The organism is Collimonas silvisoli (assembly GCF_018305005.1).
GTDB classification, from domain to species: Bacteria; Pseudomonadota; Gammaproteobacteria; order Burkholderiales; family Burkholderiaceae_D; genus Collimonas; species Collimonas silvisoli.
Map to the genome: position 1 here is coordinate 1 of NZ_JAGQEG010000088.1, position 23,226 is coordinate 23,226.

20 protein-coding genes are annotated in these 23,226 nt (G+C 55.9%); 11 read left to right on the plus strand and 9 right to left on the minus strand.

What is annotated here, in order from left to right:
* Nucleotides 1-68: 68 nt before the first annotated feature.
* The 9 genes from KHU33_RS20215 to KHU33_RS20255 form a co-directional block, all read right to left on the minus strand.
* Nucleotides 69-539: a peroxiredoxin gene (locus KHU33_RS20215; protein ID WP_329956093.1), complete on the minus strand. Its 471-nt coding sequence runs from the start codon at nucleotides 537-539 to the stop codon at nucleotides 69-71.
* A gap of 60 nt (nucleotides 540-599) precedes the next feature.
* Nucleotides 600-1,553 (minus strand): polysaccharide deacetylase family protein, encoded by a 954-nt coding sequence (locus tag KHU33_RS20220; protein ID WP_211466221.1) that lies wholly within the window; start codon nucleotides 1,551-1,553, stop codon nucleotides 600-602.
* 141 nt (nucleotides 1,554-1,694) lie between these two features.
* Nucleotides 1,695-2,750, minus strand: a complete 1,056-nt coding sequence (locus KHU33_RS20225; RefSeq protein WP_211466223.1) for a bifunctional UDP-4-keto-pentose/UDP-xylose synthase — start codon at nucleotides 2,748-2,750, stop codon at nucleotides 1,695-1,697.
* 118 nt (nucleotides 2,751-2,868) lie between these two features.
* Nucleotides 2,869-3,777, minus strand: coding sequence for a formyltransferase (locus KHU33_RS20230; protein ID WP_211466224.1), 909 nt, complete (start codon nucleotides 3,775-3,777; stop codon nucleotides 2,869-2,871).
* Complete coding sequence (locus KHU33_RS20235) at nucleotides 3,774-4,730, minus strand: glycosyltransferase (protein WP_211466226.1); 957 nt, start codon at nucleotides 4,728-4,730, stop codon at nucleotides 3,774-3,776. Before KHU33_RS20235 ends, KHU33_RS20230 begins: the two co-directional genes overlap by 4 nt.
* Before the next feature lie 9 nt (nucleotides 4,731-4,739).
* Complete coding sequence (locus KHU33_RS20240) at nucleotides 4,740-5,882, minus strand: DegT/DnrJ/EryC1/StrS family aminotransferase (protein WP_211466228.1); 1,143 nt, start codon at nucleotides 5,880-5,882, stop codon at nucleotides 4,740-4,742.
* A 72-nt stretch (nucleotides 5,883-5,954) separates the two neighbouring features.
* Nucleotides 5,955-6,326, minus strand: coding sequence for an EamA family transporter (locus tag KHU33_RS20245; RefSeq protein ID WP_211466230.1), 372 nt, complete (start codon nucleotides 6,324-6,326; stop codon nucleotides 5,955-5,957).
* A gap of 12 nt (nucleotides 6,327-6,338) precedes the next feature.
* Nucleotides 6,339-8,105, minus strand: a complete 1,767-nt coding sequence (locus KHU33_RS20250) for a glycosyltransferase family 39 protein (RefSeq protein ID WP_211466232.1) — start codon at nucleotides 8,103-8,105, stop codon at nucleotides 6,339-6,341.
* Nucleotides 8,098-8,496 (minus strand): Mth938-like domain-containing protein, encoded by a 399-nt coding sequence (locus tag KHU33_RS20255; protein ID WP_211466234.1) that lies wholly within the window; start codon nucleotides 8,494-8,496, stop codon nucleotides 8,098-8,100. The genes KHU33_RS20250 and KHU33_RS20255 overlap by 8 nt, the downstream gene beginning before the upstream one ends.
* Before the next feature lie 370 nt (nucleotides 8,497-8,866).
* Here KHU33_RS20255 and KHU33_RS20260 point away from each other — a divergent pair, with 370 nt between their 5' ends.
* The 11 genes from KHU33_RS20260 to KHU33_RS20310 form a co-directional block, all read left to right on the plus strand.
* Nucleotides 8,867-10,096 (plus strand): pyridoxal phosphate-dependent aminotransferase, encoded by a 1,230-nt coding sequence (locus tag KHU33_RS20260; RefSeq protein WP_211466236.1) that lies wholly within the window; start codon nucleotides 8,867-8,869, stop codon nucleotides 10,094-10,096.
* Nucleotides 10,097-10,184: 88 nt separating this feature from the next.
* Nucleotides 10,185-11,495 carry a homoserine dehydrogenase gene (locus KHU33_RS20265; RefSeq protein WP_211466238.1) on the plus strand — a complete coding sequence of 437 codons (1,311 nt, stop codon included), beginning with the start codon at nucleotides 10,185-10,187 and terminating at the stop codon, nucleotides 11,493-11,495.
* Between the two features lie 343 nt (nucleotides 11,496-11,838).
* Complete coding sequence (locus KHU33_RS20270) at nucleotides 11,839-12,588, plus strand: helix-turn-helix transcriptional regulator (RefSeq protein ID WP_211466240.1); 750 nt, start codon at nucleotides 11,839-11,841, stop codon at nucleotides 12,586-12,588.
* A gap of 482 nt (nucleotides 12,589-13,070) precedes the next feature.
* Entirely contained in the window at nucleotides 13,071-15,740 is a 2,670-nt protein-coding gene (gene tssH, locus KHU33_RS20275; protein WP_211466242.1) for a type VI secretion system ATPase TssH, read from the plus strand.
* Between the two features lie 96 nt (nucleotides 15,741-15,836).
* Complete coding sequence (gene tssB / locus KHU33_RS20280) at nucleotides 15,837-16,370, plus strand: type VI secretion system contractile sheath small subunit (RefSeq protein WP_211466244.1); 534 nt, start codon at nucleotides 15,837-15,839, stop codon at nucleotides 16,368-16,370.
* A 51-nt stretch (nucleotides 16,371-16,421) separates the two neighbouring features.
* Nucleotides 16,422-17,951, plus strand: coding sequence for a type VI secretion system contractile sheath large subunit (gene tssC / locus KHU33_RS20285; RefSeq protein WP_211466247.1), 1,530 nt, complete (start codon nucleotides 16,422-16,424; stop codon nucleotides 17,949-17,951).
* Nucleotides 17,952-18,069: 118 nt separating this feature from the next.
* Nucleotides 18,070-18,552, plus strand: a complete 483-nt coding sequence (locus KHU33_RS20290; RefSeq protein WP_211466249.1) for an Hcp family type VI secretion system effector — start codon at nucleotides 18,070-18,072, stop codon at nucleotides 18,550-18,552.
* 167 nt (nucleotides 18,553-18,719) lie between these two features.
* Nucleotides 18,720-19,202 carry a type VI secretion system lipoprotein TssJ gene (tssJ, locus tag KHU33_RS20295; protein WP_329956094.1) on the plus strand — a complete coding sequence of 161 codons (483 nt, stop codon included), beginning with the start codon at nucleotides 18,720-18,722 and terminating at the stop codon, nucleotides 19,200-19,202.
* A 76-nt stretch (nucleotides 19,203-19,278) separates the two neighbouring features.
* Nucleotides 19,279-20,625, plus strand: coding sequence for a type VI secretion system baseplate subunit TssK (gene tssK, locus KHU33_RS20300; protein WP_211466253.1), 1,347 nt, complete (start codon nucleotides 19,279-19,281; stop codon nucleotides 20,623-20,625).
* On the plus strand, nucleotides 20,622-20,882 hold the full coding sequence (locus KHU33_RS20305; RefSeq protein ID WP_211466255.1) for a PAAR domain-containing protein: 261 nt from the start codon (nucleotides 20,622-20,624) through the stop codon (nucleotides 20,880-20,882). Before tssK ends, KHU33_RS20305 begins: the two co-directional genes overlap by 4 nt.
* A 54-nt stretch (nucleotides 20,883-20,936) precedes the next feature.
* On the plus strand, nucleotides 20,937-23,226 hold a 2,290-nt coding region (locus KHU33_RS20310; protein ID WP_211466257.1), incomplete at its 3' end, for a type VI secretion system Vgr family protein.

A 23,226-nucleotide genomic window follows, 5' to 3' on the forward strand; every position in this document is an offset into this window, starting at 1 on the left:
AAAAAGCCGTTTGGGAAGGCCCTCAGGCCTTGTCCGCAAACGGCTTCCAGAAATGATTTTTTGTGAATTCAATGACTTACAAACTCCAATACTTCCTCAACATGCGATGGCACCTTCACTCCACGCCATTCTTTCACCAATGTGCCGGCGGCGTCAATCACAAAGGTGCTGCGCTCGATGCCGCGCACTTGCTTGCCGTACATGTTTTTCATTTTCATCACATTGAACATGGCGCACAGCGTTTCGTCAGGATCGGCGATCAGGTCGAAGGGCAGCCCCAGCTTGTTTTTGAAACCTTCGTGAGAGCGAATGCTGTCGCGGCTGACGCCGAATATCAGGGTATTGTTCCGTTGAAACTCCGGGTACAAGTCGCGGAACTGGATAGCCTCGGTGGTGCAGCCAGGCGTGTTGTCCTTGGGATAAAAATACAACACTATTTTTTGATCGTGATAGTTCGACAACTTGAATGTCTGTTCGCCGGTCATGGCTGCAGAGAAGTCGGGCACCGTCATGTCGATGATGGAAGGATTGTCAGCCACTGTATTGTCCTGTTCATTAATTTATGATGAATCGGTTGCCAATCAGGGTGTCCGCACTGATCAGCTGCTGCTTGCCTGTGCCTGCATGATCATCTCACCCGATCGTCCCGGCAACTCCGCCCACGCGAGAGGGACAATGGGTAATTGCCGGTCTTTGACGTGTCGATAATAATCTTCCATCGCGACCAGATCATAGCCCTGCGCCTGCCAGCCCCGCAGCAATTGTTCAAATATGGGGGCGAGTTTTTGGCCTTCAAGCTCTGCGTGCAGAGTAAATACATGATCGCGCGGTGTCGCGGTCAGTGCCAGGATATGGGCCGCGATATTCGCCGGCGTCAATTCAACGCCGTTGAAGCTTCTGCCCAGCAGTTCATCCAGCGTCGGCAGGGTGGTTGGCAATTGTATGCATGCCAGCGTCTTGCCGTTCACCTGCAGGCGATGCGGTCCGGCGGCAGCATCGGCCAGGGCGCCGTTGTCGCGCAACATGGCGCGTCCGTCGGAGGCATAGGCGATGCCGAATTTTTCCAGCTGCTCGAAGGCGTAGGGATTCATTTGCCAGCCGGCGGCGCCGTGGGTTTTCGGCGCTTGGCCGAAAACCTGGGTGAAGCGCTCGAACGAGCGTTGCATCTGCTGGCTGGTCCAGTCGGCGCCGCGCTGCCGGACATGGTCTTGCCAGACACGGTGATCCCAGGTGTGGACGCCGCATTCGAAGCCGGCGTCGCGCACTGCCTGCATGTATTTCGCGCAAGTCTTGCCGATATCCGGCGCCGGCAGCAGCACGCCGTACATCAAGGTCTTGAGGCCGTAATGTTCGACTACCGAGGTACGCGACACTTTCTGGAAAAAGCCGGGGCGAAATACTTGCTTCAGCGCCCAGCCGGTATGGTCATGCCCGAGCGAAAACAGAAAAGTGGCGCGAGCCTGATATTTTCTCAGCAGGCGCACCAGATTCGGTACCCCTTCACGGGTGCCGCGATAGGTGTCGGCGTCGATTTTTAAGGTGAGGAGCGGCAAGTTGTTTGGGCTGGCGAGAAAGAAGGGATGGGAAAACTTCTGGGCCGACGATCAGATGCGTGAGGCGGATTCAGCTGCTACGTTATTCAATTACATGGAGTGGAGCAGCCTTATAAAAACGGCTGTTCCACTCCATGTCTGTTAGTCCATCAAAGCGCGAGCTTCGGCAACCTGGCCGCGATACGCATCGAAAATATTGCGCAAGGTATCAGCCATGGTGGTGGTCGGTTGCCAGTTCAGTTCGTCGCATGTGTTGGTGATTTTCGGCACGCGATTCTGCACGTCTTGATAACCTTTGCCGTAGTAGGCGGCAGAAGTGGTCTCGACCAGCTTGACCTTCTTCGCCGAGTCAGCGTACTCCGGATATTCTGCAGCCAGTTTCAACATCATGTCGGCCAGATCGCGGATCGAGTAGTTGTTGACCGGATTGCCGATATTGTAGATCTTGCCGCTGGCAACGCCGTCTTTGTTGGCGATGATCTTGATCAGGGCGTCGATGCCGTCGTCGATGTAAGTGAACGCACGTTTTTGCTGACCGCCATCGACCAGGGAGATGTTCTCGCCGCGCACGATATGGCCGAAGAACTGAGTGACCACGCGTGAGCTGCCTTCTTTCGGCGTATGGATTGAATCGAGGCCGGCGCCGATCCAGTTGAACGGACGGAACAGCGTGAAGTTCAAGCCTTCTTCCATGCCGTAACCCCAGATCACGCGATCCATCAATTGCTTGGCGCAGGAGTAGATCCAGCGCGGCTTGTTGATCGGGCCGCAGATCAGTTCGGACTGCTCCGGATCGAACTCTTCATCGTGGCACATGCCATACACTTCGGAAGTCGATGGGAATACCAGATGCTTGCCGTACTTGGCAGCCGAACGCACGATAGGCAGGTTGGCTTCGAAATCCAGTTCGAATACGCGCAGCGGTTGCTTGACGTAGGTCGATGGCGTGGCGATCGCCACCAGCGGCAGGATCACATCGCATTTCTTGACGTGGTATTCAACCCATTCCTTGTTGATGGTGATGTCGCCCTCGAAGAAGTGCATACGCGATTTGTAGGCATCGTTGTCCAGCAGATCGCGGATGCGGTCGGTCATCATGTCCATGCCGTAGACATGCCAATCGGTGGTTTCCAGGATGCGCTTGGACAGGTGGTGGCCGATGAAACCATTGACGCCGAGGATGAGGACTTTTTTCATATTGATCTATTGTTGTTGGTTTGAAATTCCGCAAAGCGGCTTTTTCAAACACTGCAATTCTTGCTGGAAGGGTAGAAAAAACAGATCCTGCCTTGCCCGCGAAATGATGCAGCTGGTTTTATAAAAGGATGTTTTGCAATGCTTCTGGCGTGATGGCTTGACCGTCTGCCAGCAATTCGTTAATCAACAGCGCGCGGCCATCGCCACAGACGCCAACAATGCGATTATCCACTACCGCCAAGCCCCGAGGCAAATTTGCCGGCAGGTTTTCGATCAAGTCGGCCGATAAATATGCTTTTCCGATAATAAAAGTGCGCTCTTTGATAATAGTCCAGGCGCCAGGATAGGGCGGCGCAACCGCCCGGTACAGGTTGTACACCTCATGCGCGGGTTGATTCCAGTCGATTTTGCCATCCTCCGGCTTGCGGCCGCCGAAATAACTGCCTTGCGACAAGTCATTCGGCAAGCGGGGGATTTTCCCTGCCAGCATGGCGGGCAGCACATTCCATAACGTCTGCTCGGCGGCAACCACGACTTTGCCGAATACTTCGTAGGCGGTGTCGTCGGGCAGAATCGGCACCGCGGTTTGCGCCACGATAGCGCCGGCGTCCGGTTTTGCTGCCATTTCATGCAGGGTGGCGCCGGTTTCGATGGCGCCATGCAGCACCGCCCAGTTGATCGGCACCCGGCCGCGATATTTAGGCAGCAGCGAGCCGTGCATATTGTAGGCGCCGTGCCTGGCCAGCGCCAGCAGAGCCACCGGCAGCATGTGGCGGTAGTAGAAACTGAAGATGAAATCCGGTTGCAAGGCGGCGACCTGGGCCAGCAATTCAGGCGTGGCGGGATCGTTGGGGGAGATGCTCGGAATGCCGTGCAACTGGCACAGTGCGGCCACCGATTCGAACCAGATGGTTTCCTGCGGATTGTCTTCGTGGGTAATCACCAGCGCGACATCGACGCCGCGCGCCAGCAAAACTTTCAGGCAGCGCACGCCGACGTTGTGATAGGCAAAAACGATGGCTTTCATGATGCTTCTTTATCCTCTGCCGAGGATTGTTCCAGCATGGCCTGCACCACGTAACGCGGCCGCGCCCGCACTTGCTGATAAATACGGCCGACGTATTCGCCGACCAGGCCGATGCCGAACAGGATCATGCCCATCAGGAAGAAGGCAAACGCGAACAGCGTGAACACCCCTTGGACTTCAGCGCCGAACAGGAAGCGGCGCGCCACCAGGATCGCAAACAGCGCCGCGGAAGCGAACGACAGGGCAATCCCTATCAGCGAAAACAACTGCAAGGGCACGATCGAAAAGCCGGTGACCAGGTCGAAATTCAGGCGGATCAGGCTATACAGCGAGTACTTCGATTCGCCGGCCGAGCGTTCTTCATGCTCGACCACGATTTCGGTCTCCTTGCGGGCAAAGGTGTAAGCCAGCGCCGGCACGAAGGTGTTGACTTCCCGGCATTGATTGATCAGGTCGACCACGTTGCGGCCATAGGCGCGCAGCATATTGCCTTGGTCGGTCATCTTGATGCCGGTGATTTTTTCGCGCAGCACATTCATCGCCTTGGAGGCAATCGTGCGCCAGGCCGAATCCTGGCGTTTGCGGCGGATCGAGCCGACGTAATCGTAACCCTCGCGCATCTTGGCGATCAGGTTGCCGATTTCTTCCGGCGGATTTTGCAGGTCGGCGTCCAAGGTGACGACGATCTCGCCGCGGCTGGCTTCAAAGCCCGCCAGTATCGCCATGTGCTGGCCGAAATTACCGTTGAACAGCACCACGCGGGTGACATCTGAACGTAACCGGAACTGTTCGGCCAATATCGCTGCCGATTTGTCGCGGCTGCCGTCGTTGACGTACAGGATTTCATAGCTGATGCCAAGTGCATCGAGCGCCGGGTAGAGGCGCTCGAACAGTTTGGCGAGGCCCGATTCTTCGTTGTATACCGGGATGACGACGGAAAGTTCTGGTTTCATCAAGCGTTGTTAGTTTTGTTGAAGCACGGATTTTACCGCGGAGACCGCGCGTTCGACATCGTTCTTTGTCATGGCGTTAAACATCGGCAGCGATACGATCAGGCGGCCGACTCTTTCCGCCACCGGGAACATGCCTTCCTTGAAGCCGCGTGCACGGTACATGCTGAGCAGATGGATTGCCGGATAGTGGTAGCCGATGCCGATGCCGCGCTGCTGCATCTGTTCCATGAAGGTGGCGCGCGCCGGCCTGCCGTCCTTGCGCTCCGGCAGCACCAGCTGAAACATGTGCCAGTTGCTGTTATCGAAGTCGGCGATCGGCAGCTGGGCGCCGTATTTCTCTTCAAAATCGCTGCCGAAACAAGCGAAATAATGCCGTGCCAGTTCACGCCGATGGGCAGTGATGGCGTCAATGTGGGCAAACTGGCCGAGGCCGATGGCTGCCGCGACGTCGGTCATATTGAATTTGCCGCCCAGGACATCGACATCAAGGTCGTCGAAGCCGCTGCGGGTCACGCCCTGCAAGCGATATTTTTCTGCCAGCCGCGCTTCGTCGGCATTGTTCAGGACCAGGCATCCGCCTTCGGATGAAGTGATGTTCTTGTTGGCCTGGAAGCTGAACGAGACAAAATCGCCGAAAGCGCCGATGCGCTGGCCGTTCCAGGTCGATCCCAGCGCTTGGGCGGCATCTTCCACTACGCGCAGATTATGTTTTTTTGCCAGCGCGTACAGCCGATCCATGTCGACCGGCAGGCCTGACAGGTAGACCGGAATGATGGCCTTGGTGCGCGGCGTGATGGCAGCTTCGACCTTGGCCAGATCGATATTGCGGGTGACCGGATCGATGTCGGCGAACACCGGCGTGGCGCCGGTTTCGATAATCACGTTGGCGGTGGCAACCCAGGAAATCGGCGTGGTGATGACTTCATCGCCGGCGCCGACGCCAGCCACGCGCAAGGCGGTTTCCATGGTGCAGGTGCCGGAATTGAAGGTGCGTACCGGACGGCCGCCGAAATACTCCGACAGCTGCTTTTCGAACTCCAGCACCTTGGGGCCGCTGGCAATCCAGCCGGAGCGCAAGACGTCGCCAACTGCGGCGATGGTAGCTTCGTCGATGGTGGGCTTGGCAAACGGCAGGAACGGTTGTTGGCTCATATTGGTTGTGAAATCCGATGTAAGTTTGGAGGAAAGTCGTGATGGAGCGATCGACAGCTTATGTATAGGGATTTAGCTACGGGTTAGCAATACCACGCCGACGATGATGATGCCGATTGCCAGCAGGCGTTGAGCGGTGATCGCTTCGCCCAAAAAATACCAGGCGCCAATGGCGCTGATGATATAGCCCATCGACAGCATCGGATAGGCAATCGTGACGTCAACCCGCGACAGGCCGATGATCCAGACCATTACCGAGATGACATAGCAGGTCAGGCCGCCCAGAATCGGCAGCTGGGTGGCCAGCTTGAGGCCGATGGCAAACCAGTTTTGCGGTGTCAGGTGGATCGCGCCGACCGCGTTGGTGCCGGCTTTCAGCAGCAACTGGGCTACGGCGTTAAGGCAGACGCCGGCGAGGATAAAGGCAAAAGTGGTGATATTCATGTGTATGCTTGGTTATGGTGCAGTTGCTGCCGACGCTGCCGGCGGTTCAGTCACCGTAGCGGCTGGCGCTGGTTCAGTCGCGCCGGCGGCTGGCGTTGCGAGCGCGGCGGCGGCAGGAATTCCCTGATTGGTCACCACCACGCGGCGCGGATCCTGGCCGAGGACCCGCATCGGCACGCCGCGTTGTTCCAGTTCACGGTAGTTTTCCGGGCGGATGATGGCGATGTCCTTTTTGCCGGCGGCATGGTCGGCAGTCCATTTGACGACAAACGCATCGATAGTCGGAATCCACAATTGCGGTTGCTGGCCGATGCCGAACTCCAGTTCATCCATGTGCTGCACCATGGTCATGGTGCGGCGCAGGTAGAACGGCAGCGCCTGTTCATATTTGCCGACCACGTACAGCGTGGTTTGCGGCGTCATTTCGGCATTGATGGCTGGCACCAGGTCGATCCCGGCCGAATAACGTCCCTGCGGATCGTGGCCGTACATCAGCAGCTGGCCGCCGATGAAGCCGCTGGCGGCGAGGGCGACGACGGCCCATTCTCTTTGCCGGCGCACCAGCAGCAACGCCGCTATGGCGCCAACGAAGCCGACCACGGAGGCGGCGAAAACCCAAGGCACATGCGCTTGCATCAAGGGCAGGGAGTAAGCGTCCTTGGCCAGCGTCGGAATTTTGGACGACAAAGCCAGGCCGGCGATAGCCGGCAGCAGCAGCAGCAGCGCCGAAGCTTGCACCGATTTGTTGCTGGCGTTATCCAGCTGGCAGGCAATCAGCAGCGCCAGCGCCGGGAAGATCGGCAGGATGTACGACGGCAGCTTGGAGTCGGAAATGCTGAAGAAGACGAAAATGAATACGCTCCAGATCAGCAGCATTTTTTTCGGCTGGAAGCCTGACGCCGCACTACGCTCGCGCGCGCCGTTCCACAAGCTTTGGAACAAGACGCCAAGCCAAGGCACGATGCCCAATATCAGGATAGGAATGAAGTAGTAGGGCGGGCCGTAGCGGTTATGGATCTTGCTGGTGAAGCGCTGGAATTGTTCGTGGATAAAGAAAAACTGCGGGAATTCAGGATTCTTCATGGAGATCAGCACGAACCACGGCGTGGTGATGAGAAAGAACAGGATCAGGCCCAATACCAGATGCAGCCGTTTCCAGATCGGCCAGTCGCGCGAAAACAGGGTGTACAGCACTAATACCGCACCCGGCAATACCAGGCCAATCAAACCTTTCGACAATACCGCCAGCGCCATGCCGGCCCAGCACAGCAGCATCCAGTTGCGCTGTTCGCCATGGCTGATGTCGCTGCGCTGCGCCAGCAGCAAGGCGCACAATGCAATCGTCATCATGCCGGACAAGCCCATGTCCAGCGTATTGATGTGGCCCAGTCCGGCCCACAGGAAGCTGGAGCCGAGCACCAGCGCCGCATAAAAGCCGATGCGCGGGGAGAAAACGCGGCTGCCGGTGAATGCTGTCAATACCACGCCCAGCAAGCCGCACAAACCGGTCCACAGGCGCGCCTGCCATTCCCCCAGCCCAAACAGCTCGAAGGTGAGGGCGTTCATCCAGGTTTGCAGCGGCGGCTTCTCAAAGTATTTGAGCCCGTTCAGCCGCAAGGTGATCCAGTCGCCGGTGGCCACCATTTCACGCGCCATTTCGGCATAACGACCCTCATCGGTCGGCACCAGTGTGCGGGCGCCGAGCATGTAAAACCAGATGATGCAAAACAGCAGGAACAGCAGCCAGACGAAAGTTCTTGATTTATGCAGTTCACGCATCTTGGGCGGTTTCCTTGTCGGTATTGAAAATCAGCGCCAGGGCGACTTTGCGTCCCTCGGCCATCAAAATGTTGTAAGTGCGGCAAGCGGCCTGATTGTCCATGCACTCGACGCCGATGCGGCGCGCGGTCAGCACGGTGGTCAGTTTCGGGTGCACAAACCGTTGCCGCAGGCCGGTGCCGAGGATCACGACATCGGGCCGGGTACTGTCGATGTGGGCAAAATGTTCGGCATGGAGAGCGTCGAAATCGCTCACCGGCCACGGCACCGGCGCCGCTTCCGGCAGCACCAGCAAGCTGTGCTCATAGCGGACCGCGTTGATTTCCACGCCCTTGTCGTCGTAGGCCGTGACTGTCTGATACTGTTGAGTCGGGGTGGTATGTAGCTTCATGGCGTTGTCTTTACACGTTGAGGGACAAATCCTACCTGGCAATAATTAGCAAAACCACAGGATAGACCGCGGCCGACGTGCAAATTTCCGAAAAGTGGAAAATAAAGTGCTGCATTGTAGCGTTTTCCGTAGGCAAACTTGCGGTATTGATTGATAAAACCTCACGCTTTCGGCAGAATGGGCAGTTCTGGCGGTTATTTGTGCACCGCCGAAAAGCTGTCTGAAAAGTCGTGAAATGGTTTGGAGCGCCCTTACAAGGGGCTGCTGCTTGCATTTGCTGCGGCGCACGTACTCAAGTGTGACGATAACCCAATTTTCCAGACAGCTTTTTAAAGCTGGATAATGTTGCGTAAAATACAAGGATTGTGCTGTGCGACCGATTCAAAAATCGAAAAAACTGGATGATGTTTGTTATGACATTCGTGGCCCCGTGCTGGAAAAAGCGCGGCAAATGGAGGAAGAGGGCCATAAGATCATCAAACTGAACATCGGCAACCTGGCCGTGTTCGGTTTCGAGCCGCCCGATGAAATCGTGCAGGACATGATCCGCAACATGGGCAACGCCTCCGGCTATACCGATTCCAAAGGCATGTTTGCGCCGCGCAAGTCGGTGATGCATTATTGCCAGCAAAAGCAGATCCAGGGCGTCACGATCGACGATATCTACCTGGGCAACGGCGCCTCGGAGCTGATCGTGATGAGCATGAACGCCTTGCTCAACACCGGCGATGAAGTGCTGGTGCCGTCGCCCGACTATCCGCTCTGGACCGCCGCAGTCAGCTTGTCCGGCGGGATTCCGCGCCATTATGTTTGCGACGAGCAGGCCGGCTGGTTTCCCGATATCGAAGATATCAAAAAGAAAATCAATTCGAATACCCGCGCGATTGTCGTCATCAACCCGAACAACCCGACCGGCGCCCTGTATCCGGTGGAGTTGCTGCAACAGATCGTCGACCTGGCGCGCGAGCATCAGCTGATCATTTTCGCCGACGAGATCTACGACAAAGTGCTATACGACGGCGAGACCCATACCTCGCTGGCTTCGCTGGCCGACGATGTGCTGTTCATTACCTTCAACGGTTTGTCGAAAAACTATCGTTCCTGCGGCTACCGCGCCGGCTGGATGGTGGTGTCGGGCGAGAAAAAACACGCCAAGGGTTATATCGAAGGCTTGAACATGCTGGCGTCGATGCGCCTGTGCGCCAATGCGCCGGGCCAATATGCGATCCAGACTGCGCTGGGCGGCTACCAGAGCATCAACGATCTGGTCGCGCCGCAAGGCCGTCTGACGCGCCAGCGCGATATGGCTTACAAATTGCTGACCGATATCCCGGGCGTCACCTGCGTCAAACCGAAGGCCGCGCTGTACATGTTCCCGCGTCTTGATCCGAAGATGTATCCGATCACGGACGATCAGGATTTTGCCTATGAATTGTTGGCGGAGCAGCGGGTATTGATCGTCCAGGGCACCGGTTTCAACTGCCCGACGCCGGACCATTTCCGCGTGGTGTTCTTGCCGAACACCGACGATCTGGCCGATTCGATGGGGCGCATCGCCAGTTTCCTCGAAGGTTATCGGCGCCGCCACGGCAGGGCTTAATAAGTTTTAGGTAGATTTTTTTAAACACGCCGGGCTGGCGTAGCAGTCGGCCCGGTATCAGCAGATTTTTTCACAGACAGCAGAGATCATGAAATCCATCAAGGTAGGTTTGCTTGGCATAGGTACGGTCGGTTCCGGCACGTTCAACGTATTGAAGCGCAATCAGCAAGAGATTGCAGCGCGCGCAGGGAGAGCTATCGAGATTACGATGGTGGCCGATCTCGATATCGAGCGCGCCAGACAACTGACCAACGGTGAAGTCGCGGTGGTCAACGACGCCAAGCTGGTCGTCAACAATCCCGATATCGATATCGTCATCGAATTGATCGGCGGTTACGGCATCGCCAAGGATCTGGTATTGCAGGCAATTGCCAACGGCAAGCATGTGGTCACCGCCAACAAGGCGCTGATCGCGATGCACGGCAACGAGATTTTCAAGGCAGCGCAAGAAAAGGGCGTGATCGTCGCGTTTGAAGCGGCGGTTGCCGGCGGCATTCCTATCATTAAAGCGTTGCGCGAAGGTCTGACCGCCAACAGCATCCAGTGGATCGCCGGCATCATCAACGGCACCACCAATTTCATCCTGTCCGAAATGCGCGACAAGGGGCTTGACTTCGACGTCGTGCTGAAAGAAGCGCAACGCCTGGGTTACGCCGAAGCCGATCCTACTTTCGATATCGAAGGCGTGGACGCGGCGCACAAGCTGACCATCATGGCCTCGATCGCGTTCGGCATTCCGGTGCAGTTCGGTAAAGCGCATGTGGAGGGCATCACCAAGCTGCAGGCCACCGACATCCGCTACGCCGAACAACTCGGCTACCGCATCAAGCTGCTCGGCATCACCAAGCGTACCGCGGGCGGCATCGAGCTGCGCGTGCATCCGACGCTGGTCCCGAGCGCGCGCCTGATCGCCAATGTCGAAGGCGCCATGAATGCGGTGCTGGTGCGCGGCGACGCGGTCGGCGATACGCTGTATTACGGCAAGGGCGCCGGCGCTGAGCCTACCGCTTCGGCGGTGATTGCGGATTTGGTCGATATTACGCGTCTGGCGACTGCCGATCCTGAGCATCGCGTACCGCATCTGGCATTCCAGCCGAACGCCATGGCAGATACGCCGATTCTGCCGATGGCCGAAATCACCACCAGCTATTACCTGCGCCTGCACGTCGCCGATCAGTCCGGCGTGCTGGCGGATGTCACGCGGATCCTGGCCGACTCGTCGATTTCGATCGACGCCATGCTGCAAAAGGAACCGGCTGCCGGCGAGACCCAAACTGACATCATCATGCTGACGCATCAGACGCAGGAAAAGAATGTCGAAGCGGCGATTGCAAAGATCGAAGCCTTGGCTACCGTGGTTGGCACGGTGACCAAGATTCGCCTGGAAGAGTTGGGCTAAGCGCTGGAAGCGATTGAATTGAAGAACTTCATCGTCGCGAAGTAAGCGACAGGAGCGGTTCTCCGCATCAGGCAGAAGCCGCTGCAGATATGTTATCTGCAGCGGCTTTTTCAGTTTACGGCGAATGGCTTGCTATCTTTCTTTTGCGAAGAGGATGAACAATCAGATGGTTATTGGCAATTCGTCAGTAAGTCTCCATGCGTAACAGAATCGGAATAATCATTTTTTTTGCTAAATTAATTAATAAAAAGATAATTAATCGAGGGAAAGGTTTATAATTTGAAAATTAAATGTCAATTTACAAAGTTTTTGCACCGGAAACTATTGCTAAAGAAGATTCGAGATGGAAATAGAAAATTTTCTACCGCAGGATGCCTATGCCGCGCTGAACAAAATATCCAGTTGCCAAACAGAAGCCGAAGTGGCGGCAGTCACCAAACAAGTTGTGATTGCGTTGGGGGCAACGTCATATGTGTACTCCACATTGACATCTGACGATAGACGCGACGATAGGGAAAGCTATCGCTATTCCATTGGGTGCGATCCGCAATGGTGCCGGATATACAACGAGCGCAAATGGTTTATGAATGACCCGTTTATTGAATATAGCCGGCATAACACCGAACCGGTCATGGCTGATCAAATTGTGCTGCAGACGAGTGGTCAGATCGAAATGATGCGCGTCGCCGCCACGTATGGCTTCAAAAGCGGAATGGTGATACCGACTCATAGCAGCCAAAATGCAAATGAACGCATTGGCCTTCTGTATATCGGCGTGGACCAGCCACCGGAGATCGGCAATCAATTGGTATACCGCCATCGAATTTCCTACCGCGCACTAGGCATGGAGTTGCTTGATTGGTGGATTCGTTTTTTGAGAGCCAACGCCGCGCGTAAATTCAATCTCAGCGAAGAAGAAATAGTTCTGTTGCAACAGACGAAAAACGGCTTTGCGGTAACAGAAATCAGCGCAAAACTTGGCAGCACTCCAAGCAAGCTATATCGCCAGCTAAGCGTTATTAAAGACAAATTCAATGTCGATAAAATCGGCGACGCCGTAGCCATTGCCAGCTTCAATGGCTTACTTGGTTAATGGAATGATGCGGTCTTTTCACTGGTGCCGCTACAGCCTCTACCTGCCATTGACAGTCTCGGATTAAGGAGCGCGGCGGTTTTTCTCGCCGCGGGCAACGCGCGCCAATGGCGGGGCGCCATTCTTCAAATTGCGCATCTGCGCAATGCATGAATTTTTAGCAACTTTTCAGCTTACCTCAATTTCCTAAATTTTCCTAGAAATCCAGCCTATTGGTTTTCGCGACCATAAGTCTGACAATTGATGAATTGGCAATTCGGCAATAATGTGAAAAAAACACTTCGGCTGAACCATTCTTACTGTGCCAGGCAATTCAAATGTGACGAGAGCAAATAGTGGTCACGCTTAACAAATGAAAACTAATCAATGAAAAATTTTGACCTCAACAAGGCAATGGTGAAAAACCTTCTTGTCACTCACCGTAACTCCCATCTTCCGCTGCGGCGCCACACCGAAAAATAAAACAAAACAGGTGCATCACGATGAGTCTTTCCCGCCATATCCTTTTCGGCAAACTCGATACCACTCTTTTTAAGGCGATCGAATCCGCAACCGCGTTCTGTAAATTGCGGGGCAATCCCTACGTTGAGTTGGTGCATTGGTTGAACCAGTTGCATCAACTTGCGGACGGTGACTGGCAGCGTGTCTTACGGCATTTCCAGATAGACACGGCGACGCTGGATCGTGATCTGGCATCCGCATTAGCGTCGCTTCCGGCGGGCGCAACTTCTATCAGCGATTTTTCTCACCATATAGAGGCAGCGATTGAACGGGCCTGGATAGTGGCGAGCTTGCTTGCCGGCGATCATCGCATCCGTGGCGCCTGGCTGTTGCTGGCGTTAATGGAAACCTCTGATTTGCGGCGTGTTCTGCTGAGCATTTCTCCGGTATTTGCCAACATTCCCCTGCAGGGCCTGTCCGATCTTTTACCATCCATTGTGCTTGAGTCGCCGGAGCGCCATGAGTTATCGCACGATGGTTCCGGCCTGCCGGGGGCAGCTCCCGGTGAAGCCAGCAACGCCATCGCCGCGCCCGGAACCGATAAATCGTCTTTGTCGCAGTATTGCACCGATCTCACTGAACATGCCCGCTCCGGACGCATCGATCCTGTCATCGGCCGCGAACATGAAATTCGCACCATGGTCGATATTCTCCTGCGCAGGCGGCAAAACAATCCTCTGCTCACCGGTGAAGCCGGTGTCGGCAAAACCGCAGTCGTCGAAGGACTGGCGCTGGCAATTGCGCTAGAGCAGGTTCCCCCCAGCTTGAAGGATGTCCGCCTGCTCAGTCTGGATCTCGGCGCCTTGCTCGCCGGCGCCAGTATGAAAGGGGAGTTCGAATCCCGATTGAAAGGTGTGCTTGAAGAAGCCGCGCGCTCGGCTCAGCCGGTCATCCTGTTCGTCGACGAAGTCCATACGCTGATTGGCGCCGGCGGCCAGGCCGGTACTGGCGACGCCGCCAACTTGCTAAAGCCGGCGCTGGCACGCGGCACATTGCGCACCATCGGCGCTACCACCTGGAGCGAGTACAAGCGTCACATCGAAAAAGATCCGGCGCTGACGCGGCGTTTCCAGGTGCTGCAAGTGATGGAGCCGGAAGAGGCGGCTGCGATCGATATGGTACGTGGGTTGGTCGCCACATTTACCCAGCATCATCAGGTGTGGATCATGGATGAGGCGGTACGCGCGGCTGTCACCTTGTCGCACCGCTACATTCCGTCGCGCCAGTTGCCAGACAAGGCAATCAGCCTGCTCGATACCGCCTGCGCGCGGGTTGCTTTATCTCTGCATGCGCCGCCGGCGCGTGTCGACTACCTGCGCGAGCGGCTGGCGGCAGGGCAGGTTGAGCGCGATTTGCTGCTACGTGAAGCCAGCATCGGCAAGGCAAACGCCAAGCGTCTGGCGCATATCGACGCGCGTATTGACGGGCAGCAGAGCGAACTGGATTTACTGGAGATGCGTTGGCAGCAGGAGCTGATTCTCATCAAGGCCATTGTTGCGAAGCGGAATGAATTGTTAGCGCTACCGGATTCATGCGAAACCATGGATAGCCACGGCAAGCTTCTAGCCGATCTGGGCGCGCTGGAAAAGCAACTCGACACTCTGCAACCAGACGTCCCCTTGATCCAAGCGCATGTCAGTGAGGCGGTGGTCGCCGCGATTGTCGCCGACTGGACGGGCATTCCCGTTGGCAATATGGTGCATGACGATATTGCCGCCGTCAGGCAGCTGCCAGCGCGACTGGCGCAACGCGTGGTAGGCCAAGCCCATGCGCTGCTTGCCATTGGCGAGCGCATCCAGACTTCACGAGCACATCTGTCCGACCCGAATAAACCGGTCGGCGTATTTTTGTTAGTCGGCCCATCCGGAGTTGGCAAGACTGAAACCGCTTTGGCTTTAGCCGACGCGCTGTACGGCGGCGAACAGAATCTGATCACCGTCAACATGAGCGAGTTTCAGGAAGCACATACCGTCTCGACGCTAAAAGGCTCCCCGCCGGGTTATGTCGGGTACGGTGAAGGCGGCGTACTGACTGAAGCGGTGCGCCGTCGTCCTTATAGTGTGGTGTTGCTGGATGAAATAGAAAAAGCGCATCCCGACGTGCACGAAATGTTTTATCAAGTGTTCGACAAAGGCTGGATGGAAGATGGCGAGGGCCGCTACATCGATTTTAAAAATACCGTCATTTTACTGACCAGCAATACCGGCTCGGACCTGATTGCCAGCCTATGCGATACCCCGCTGCAGACGCCAGAGCCAGAGACGCTGCGCGATATGTTGCAACCCGAGTTGCGCAAGGTGTTCCCGGCTGCCTTCCTCGGCCGATTGACGACGGTCCCATTCTTCCCGTTGCAAGACGAAGCTCTGGCCAACATCGTCCAGCTGCATCTGCAAAAGGTGGTCAAGCGCATGGAGTCGCACCACGGTATCGCTCTCGATATCACCGCTGCGGTGGTAACGCATATCGTCGATCAATGCGGCACCCATGAAACCGGCGCGCGCTTGCTGGCCGGCTTCATCGAACAACGCATCCTGCCTCGGCTGTCAGCCCATTGGCTGGATGCGTCAGAAGAAAAGCGCACGATCCAGAAAATCGTCGTCGATTTCGATAGTCAGTCTAGCGATCTCAGCTACCAGATTGCCTATGCATGACCGTGTTGACTCCCTGTGCCGGCAGCATCGGCTTGAGAGCGCTGTATCCCTAATGCTGTTTTGTACTTGATCAACCTTTTACCCATCGGAGTTTTTATGAGCGTTAGCAATAGTTCCCAGAAGTTCATCGCCCGCAATCGCGCACCTCGCGTGCAAATCGAATATGACGTCGAAATCTATGGTTCCGAGAAGAAGATCGAGCTTCCTTTCGTCATGGGCGTATTGGCCGATGTATCCGGCAAGCCTGTCGCAGATCTGCCGCCCGTGGGCGATCGCAAATTTCTCGATATCGATATCGACAATTTCGACGAACGCATGAAAGCAATTCAACCGCGCGTTGCTTTCTCTGTTCCTAATACCTTGTCGGATGAAGGTCACCTGATGGTCGATATGACGTTTGAAAGCATGGAAGATTTTTCACCGGCAGCAGTGGCTACCAAGGTCGATGCACTCAAGCAGTTGCTCGAAGCGCGCACGCAATTAGCCAATCTGCAGACCTACATGGATGGCAAGTCCGGCGCCGAAGGATTGCTCCATCAATTGCTGCAGGATCCGGCATTGATGAAAGCCCTGGCGGCAGAACCCAGGCAAAAAAGCGATGACAACGGTAAAGCGGAAAGCAAGACCTAATCGCCATTCTTAACGCCATTCATGAAATCGCATTTGACCGAAGGAGTTCCCATGCAAGCGAAAGCGCAGTCCAAAAATACCCAAGAGGCACAAGTAGTGCAAGGCGCAACCCAGGGCGCAACCCAGTTCGCCAGCGCCGACGAATTTACCGCCTTGCTTGACCGCGAGTTCAAGCCTAAAACCGATCAGGCGCGCGCGGCAGTCGAATCGGCGGTCCGCACCCTGGCAGAACAAGCATTACGCAACTCGGCCACCATCAGCGACGACGCCTATTCCGCAATTGAAGCCGTGATCGCCGAGATCGATCGTAAATTGTCCGAGCAAATCAACTTGATCTTGCATAAGGAAGAATTCCAGCAACTGGAATCGGCCTGGCGCGGTCTGCATCATCTGGTCTCGAATACCGAAACCGACGAGCAACTCAAAATTCGTTTCATGGATATTTCCAAGGACGAAATGCGCCGTACCGTACGTCGTCACAAAGGCGTGGCGTGGGATCAGAGCCCTATCTTCAAGCGTGTTTATGAAGAAGAATACGGTCAACTCGGCGGCGAACCCTACGGCTGCCTGATAGCGGATTATTATTTTGATCACACCCCGCCAGACGTTGAATTGCTGGCAGCGATTGCCAAGATTTCCGCCGCAGCGCATTCGCCATTCATTGCCGGCGCCTCGCCAGCCGGCTTGCAAATGGATTCATGGCAGGAATTGGCCAACCCGCGCGACCTGGCGAAGATCACGTCGAATCTGGAACACGCTGCGTGGAATTCATTGCGTAACACCGAAGATGCGCGCTATATCGGTTTGGCGATGCCCCGTTTTCTGTCGCGTTTGCCCTACGGCGCTAAAACCAACCCCGTCGACGAGTTCAATTTTGAAGAGCAAACCGACGGCGCCGATCATAAAAAATACGTGTGGAACAACGCCGCCTACGCAATGGCCGTCAACATCAACCGCAGCTTCAAGCAACACGGCTGGTGCACCATGATCCGTGGTGTGGAAAGCGGCGGTACGGTTGCCAACCTGCCTTGCCACACCTTCCCAACGGATGACGGCGGCATCGACATCAAATGCCCGACCGAGATTGCCATCTCGGATCGACGCGAAGCAGAACTGGCAAAAGCCGGATTCATCCCGCTGGTGCACCGCAAGAACACCGATCACGCCACCTTTATCGGTGCGCAATCGCTGCAAAAGCCGGCTGAATATTACGACGCCGATGCAACCGCCAACGCCAACCTGTCGGCACGTCTTCCTTATCTGTTCGCCAGCTCACGCTTTGCGCATTATCTGAAATGCATCGTGCGCGACAAGATCGGCGCGTTCAAAGAGCGCGACGACATGCAACGCTGGTTGAACGAATGGATCATGAATTACGTGGATGCCGATCCCACCAATTCATCGGAAGAAACCAAGGCAAAACGCCCACTCGCTGCTGCCGAAGTCGTGGTGGAGGAGATTGAAGGCAATCCAGGTTTCTATGCCGCCAAATTCTTCTTGCGTCCGCACTTCCAGCTCGAAGGTTTGACCGTATCGCTGCGTCTGGTGGCCAAATTGCCATCGATCAAGCAGGCAGCCTGATTCATCGCATAGAGATGAGATAGGCCGCCAGATGGCGGCCGAATAATCTCAGGCCGCGCACCCCCAGTGTTCTACAGCAGTACCCACGCAGTACCCATTTCATCAACAGGAGTTCTATATGGCGCAGGATATTTTTTTGAAAATCAATGGCATCGACGGCGAAAGCCAGGATTCCGCACACAAAAATGAAATTGAAGTTCTCAACTGGTCTTGGAAAATCACCCAAAACTCGACCATGCACTCCGGTAGCGGCGGTGGCGCTGGCAAGGCCACTGTCGACGATCTCACTTTTACGCACAACGTCGATAAATCCAGTCCTAACCTGATGAAATATTGCTTGACCGGCAAGCACATCGATTCGGCTGTACTGACAGTGCGCAAAGCCGGTGGCAATCCTTTGGAATACCTGAAGATCAGCATGAGCGATGTGATCGTCACCCAAGTACAGCCAACTGGCGACAACGGCAGCGAAGGCGTCAAAGAAATGATCAGCCTGGCGTTCACCAAGGTAAAGCAAGAGTACGCGATACAAAATGCACAGGGCGGTTCAGGCGGCGCGATCACCGCCAGTTACGACATCAAGGGCAATAAAGAGTCCTGATGCTCACGACAGCACCTGTCGTGTCGCGATCCCTTCACGCCCTGGCGGCGTGAAGGGTTTATGTTTTCTTCCATTTTTTGCAAATGGCTCAGATGATTTCATCCTCATTTTTTGCTGCCGTCGTGACCCGTAACCGTGTGTCGCGATACCTCTTACAAGGCACGGTTGTGCTGACAGCCCTCCTGCTGAGTGCTTGCGCGAGCACGGGCGAGCCAGTCGTCAAGGAGCAAAGCAAACTTAACCTCACGGTGGTTGCCAGCAGCGACGTTAATCCCGATGAAAAAAGCCGGGCGGCTCCGTTGATGGTACGCATTTACGAATTGAAATCCGATGCAGTGTTCCAGGACGCCGATTTCTTTTCTTTGCAAACCAGCGACAAAGTCACGCTCGGCGCCGACCTGCTGGCCAAAGATGAATACATCCTGCGTCCCGGCGACAGCCAAACCATTATTCGCAAGTCTTCGCCAGGTACCGCAGCCATAGGCGTATTGGCCGGCTACCGGGATTTGTCCAATTCAACCTGGCGCACGGTCTACAAGCTGCCGCCCGCACCGGATGCGGCTTGGTACCGTGCCGTGATACCGGCCAACAAGATCAAACTGCAAATCAAGCTCGAAAGTAACGCGATCAAGCTGACGGAACTGAAGTAAGCGCAACAGCGCTATCAAAACCGGGTTGTTCACCCAACCACGATTGCTAGACCAAAAATCAGATGGAAAACAAGGTATGAGCTGGCACAACAAAGTTATCTGGACCGAAGGGCTGTTCTTACGTCCGCAGCTATTTCAGCAGCAAGAACGCTATCTGGAAACCTATGCACACAAGCGCGCGCTGCCGCTGTCGCCTTTTTGCTGGGGATTCAGCCACTACAATATCGATGCCGAATCGCTGTTTCTTGGCAAGCTGGTGCTGGCCAGCGGCGCCGGCGTGTTTGCCGACGGTACGCCATTCGATACGCCAGCACAGACACCGCCGCCACCGCCGCTGACGATTCTGCCCGAACATCTGGAACAACTGATTTATCTGGCGGTGCCGATTCGCACTCCCAATGCCGAAGAATCCACCTTTGAGGATGAACCTGGCTCGCTGGCACGTTACACCGTCACCGACGAAGAACTGCGTGACGCCAACTCTATCGGTCAAGGCCCAAAATTGGTGCAACTGGCGCAATTGCGCCTGCGTCTGCTACCGCAGAAAGAACTCACCGATGCCTGGATCGGCTTGCCGATTGCCAAAGTCACCGCCTTGCGATCGGACGGCAGCGCCTCTCTCGATACGGATCTGATCCCACCGGTGACAAGCTACGGCGCCAGTCACTTGCTGACCAACTGGGTCAACAAGCTTCAAGGCCTGACCCATCTGCGCGGTGAAACCCTGGCTTCACGCCTGACAGGTGCGGACGGCAAGTCTTCCGATGCGGCAGAAGTGTCGGATTATCTGCTGCTGCAAATTTTGAATCGCTACGAACCCCTGTTGAATCATTTTCTGGCAGTGCAGGAGTCCAGTCCCGAAGCGCTGTATAGCTTGCTGGTTTCCTTTGCCGGCGATCTCTCCACCTACGTGCGCACCGCCACGCGCCGACCCAAACCGGTTTCCCCGTATCGTCATGTGAATCCGTACCAGACATTTAAAGAACTGGTCGACGATGTGCACACCATGCTCAACGAAGTCCTGGTCCGTAGCGCGCAACGCATCGAATTTGAGATTCGCCCACACGGCGTACGCCTGGCGGTGATTGATCCGTCCACCTTGCAAAGTTTCGGCGCCATGGTATTGGCCGTCGCCGCCAATATGCCATCCGATCAACTTGCACAGCAATTTTCCGCCCAGAGCAAGATCGGCCCCTCCGACCGCCTGCCGGAACTTATCCGTTCGCATCTGCCAGGGATAGCTCTATCCGCGCTGCCGGTGCCGCCGCGGCAGATCCCATTCAATGCCGGCTTTGTGTACTACGAGCTGGGACGCAACGGCCCGATGTGGGAGCACATTCTCAAATATGGCGGTCTCGCCATGCATGTGGCGGGGGATTTCCCGGGGTTACGGGTTGAACTATGGGGAGTGAGAGAGAAATGAGTAAAGAAATTGTTCTAGTGGGCGACGGTACAGACCATGACGGCACTGTCGTGACAGGTTCCGACACCGACATGATAGATGGCAAACCAATGGCGCGCATCGGCGATCTGGTGGATTGCCCCAAACATGGCCTTAATAAAATTATCGAAGGCGATCCTGCTATCACCATTGACGGCATTCCTGTTGCAGTCACCAATTGCAAGACGGAATGCGGCAGCCGGTTGAAGGGTAGCGGTGACCCGGTGGGAAGTGATTGATTTGCAAAATTGACGATTACATTGGAATCACCACCCCGTTTTTGAGAGATCATCATGCTTAATTTCCCCCGCACCCTCCGCGCAAAAAGTGCCGCTATTCCAGAGATCATGGGAACGCCGGCATTGGTTGCTGTGAGCATCAAAGGCGAAGAGTCACTCAACAGCCTGTATCACTATCGGGTCATCCTCAAGACGCCGGATGCCTTGGTGAATTTCGGATCGGCAGCCGGCCCCGATTTGGAAGCGATGAAGGGGCAGGAACTGACGGTAGAAATCGAGTTGGAAGGTTCCGGTAGTTTTGTTGCCGGCCTGCCTGGCGGCAGTGGGTTAGCCAACGTCGGTGCCGGTGTCCGTGAAATCTCCGGTCTCATCAGCACTGCGACCATATTGCGCCAGGTCGGGCGGTATGTGTTTTATGAAATCACGCTGGAGCCGTGGTTGAAATGGGCTGACGGCAACGCCGATTGCCGGATTTTCCAGGACAAATCGGTTGTCGAGATTCTGGACGAGGTGCTATCCAAATACACCTTTCCTGTCGACAAGCGACTCTATGATCAGTATCCGAAGCGTGATTACACTACGCAGTTCGCAGAATCTGATTTCGCGTTCTTCAGCCGATTATGCGAGACGTGGGGAATCAATTATTTCTTCGAGCACAAAGACGGCAAGCATCGCCTGGTGCTCACTGACGGCAACGCCGCGCATCAACCGTTTCATAGCGACGCCTATCACGTCCTGAACTACTACGGCGAAAAACCAAGGATCGACCAGGAATTCATCCATACGTTTTCACCCGCGCACCGTGTGACCCCGGGCCGCTACACCTCGCGCGATTACGACTATACCCGGCCGAGAAGCACGCTCGAAGTCAGCCACAACGACCATCGCGTCTCCGACCATAACGCCGAGGTCTACGAATATCACACGGACGCCCATTACGTACAGCCGAAAGCAGGTCCCCAGCAGGCGACCAACGAGCCTTTGGAAGAGGGCAAGAAGAACGCCCGCATCCGCATGGAACGCCTGCGCAACAACGCCCAACGCGCCAGCGGCGCCGGCCATGTGCGTGCCTTGGTGCCGGGTTGTACCTTCACGCTGGGCCGGCATCCGGTCAGTAAAGCCAACATCGAATATCTGATCGTCGCCACGCGCTTCGAGATGGAAGACGTCGCGCAGGAAACCCAGCGCCCGGACAGCGACCCGCAACAGTTTCGCGTCAATGTCGATTTTGAAGTCGTGCCGCTGCGCGGCGAACAATACCGGCCTGAAAGCATCACGCCGAGACCGGCCATGCACATCCTCACCGCCATCGTGGTGGGGCCGGAGGATCAAACTATCTGGACTGACGCACTAGGCCGGATCAAGGTGCAATTCCAATGGGATCGTCTGGGGCAAGCCGATCAAAACAGCAGTTGCTGGGTAAGGGTGTCCAGCCCTTGGGCGGGCAATCAACTGGGGGCGAGTCATATCCCCCGGATCAATCAAGAAGTCTTGATCGATTTCATCAGCGGCAATCCCGACCTGCCGATCTGCACCGGGCGCGTGCACAACCAAATGAATCTGCCGGCCTGGTCGTTGCCCGGCCAGAGCGCCTTGTCCGGTTTCCGCAGTCGCGAACTGACGCCGAATGGCGGCAACAGCGCCGCCGGACGCAGCAATCATCTGGTGATGGATGACACTGAAGAGAAGATTCAAGTCCAGCTCAAGAGCGATCATCAGCACAGCCAGCTCAGTCTCGGCAATATCACCCGCATCGAAGACAACGCCGGTCGTAAAGATCCTAGAGGCCAAGGTTACGAATTACGCACCGATGGTCACGGCGCGATCCGCGCTAAGGAGGGTTTGTTAATTACCACCGAAGGCCGCAGCAGCGCCCAAGCCCATATTACCGATATGGGCGAGACGGTACAGCGTCTGACGCAGGCCCGTGACCAGCATGAAATCCTAGCCGATCTGGCGCAACAGCATCAGGCGCAGGATCGTGATAGCGATCAAAGCGACGTCGCCAAGATCATCAAAACCCAGAACGACGCCATCAAGGGCAGCGGCGGGGATGCGAAAACTGGGAACTTCCCGGAACTGGCCGAACCGCATTTAATCCTCGCCAGTCCTGTCGGCATCGAAACCACCACGCCGCAATCGACGCACATCGCCAGCGGCGAACATATTGCACTGACCAGCGGGCAGCATGTCAGCTTATCGGTTGGACAGCGATTGCTGGCAAGCGTGAGGAAGGGGATACGGCTGTTCAGCTATAAATTCGGGATGAAACTGATCGCCGCCAGCGGCGACATCGATCTTCAGGCGCTGAAAGATAGCATCAACGTTCTCGCCAAGCTCAACA

Excerpts from the sequence above, each read along its gene's own strand:
- KHU33_RS20270 (WP_211466240.1), top strand. The coding sequence starts at position 11,839 with ATGGAAATAGAAAATTTTCTACCGCAGGATGCCTATGCCGCGCTGAAC.
- tssC (WP_211466247.1), top strand. The coding sequence starts at position 16,422 with ATGCAAGCGAAAGCGCAGTCCAAAAATACCCAAGAGGCACAAGTAGTG.
- tssB (WP_211466244.1), top strand. The coding sequence starts at position 15,837 with ATGAGCGTTAGCAATAGTTCCCAGAAGTTCATCGCCCGCAATCGCGCA.
- KHU33_RS20240 (WP_211466228.1), bottom strand. The coding sequence starts at position 5,882 with ATGAGCCAACAACCGTTCCTGCCGTTTGCCAAGCCCACCATCGACGAA.
- tssH (WP_211466242.1), top strand. The coding sequence starts at position 13,071 with ATGAGTCTTTCCCGCCATATCCTTTTCGGCAAACTCGATACCACTCTT.
- KHU33_RS20255 (WP_211466234.1), bottom strand. The coding sequence starts at position 8,496 with ATGAAGCTACATACCACCCCGACTCAACAGTATCAGACAGTCACGGCC.
- KHU33_RS20235 (WP_211466226.1), bottom strand. The coding sequence starts at position 4,730 with ATGAAACCAGAACTTTCCGTCGTCATCCCGGTATACAACGAAGAATCG.
- KHU33_RS20305 (WP_211466255.1), top strand. The coding sequence starts at position 20,622 with ATGAGTAAAGAAATTGTTCTAGTGGGCGACGGTACAGACCATGACGGC.
- tssK (WP_211466253.1), top strand. The coding sequence starts at position 19,279 with ATGAGCTGGCACAACAAAGTTATCTGGACCGAAGGGCTGTTCTTACGT.
- KHU33_RS20230 (WP_211466224.1), bottom strand. The coding sequence starts at position 3,777 with ATGAAAGCCATCGTTTTTGCCTATCACAACGTCGGCGTGCGCTGCCTG.
- KHU33_RS20250 (WP_211466232.1), bottom strand. The coding sequence starts at position 8,105 with ATGCGTGAACTGCATAAATCAAGAACTTTCGTCTGGCTGCTGTTCCTG.
- KHU33_RS20245 (WP_211466230.1), bottom strand. The coding sequence starts at position 6,326 with ATGAATATCACCACTTTTGCCTTTATCCTCGCCGGCGTCTGCCTTAAC.
- KHU33_RS20225 (WP_211466223.1), bottom strand. The coding sequence starts at position 2,750 with ATGAAAAAAGTCCTCATCCTCGGCGTCAATGGTTTCATCGGCCACCAC.
- KHU33_RS20265 (WP_211466238.1), top strand. The coding sequence starts at position 10,185 with ATGAAATCCATCAAGGTAGGTTTGCTTGGCATAGGTACGGTCGGTTCC.
- KHU33_RS20290 (WP_211466249.1), top strand. The coding sequence starts at position 18,070 with ATGGCGCAGGATATTTTTTTGAAAATCAATGGCATCGACGGCGAAAGC.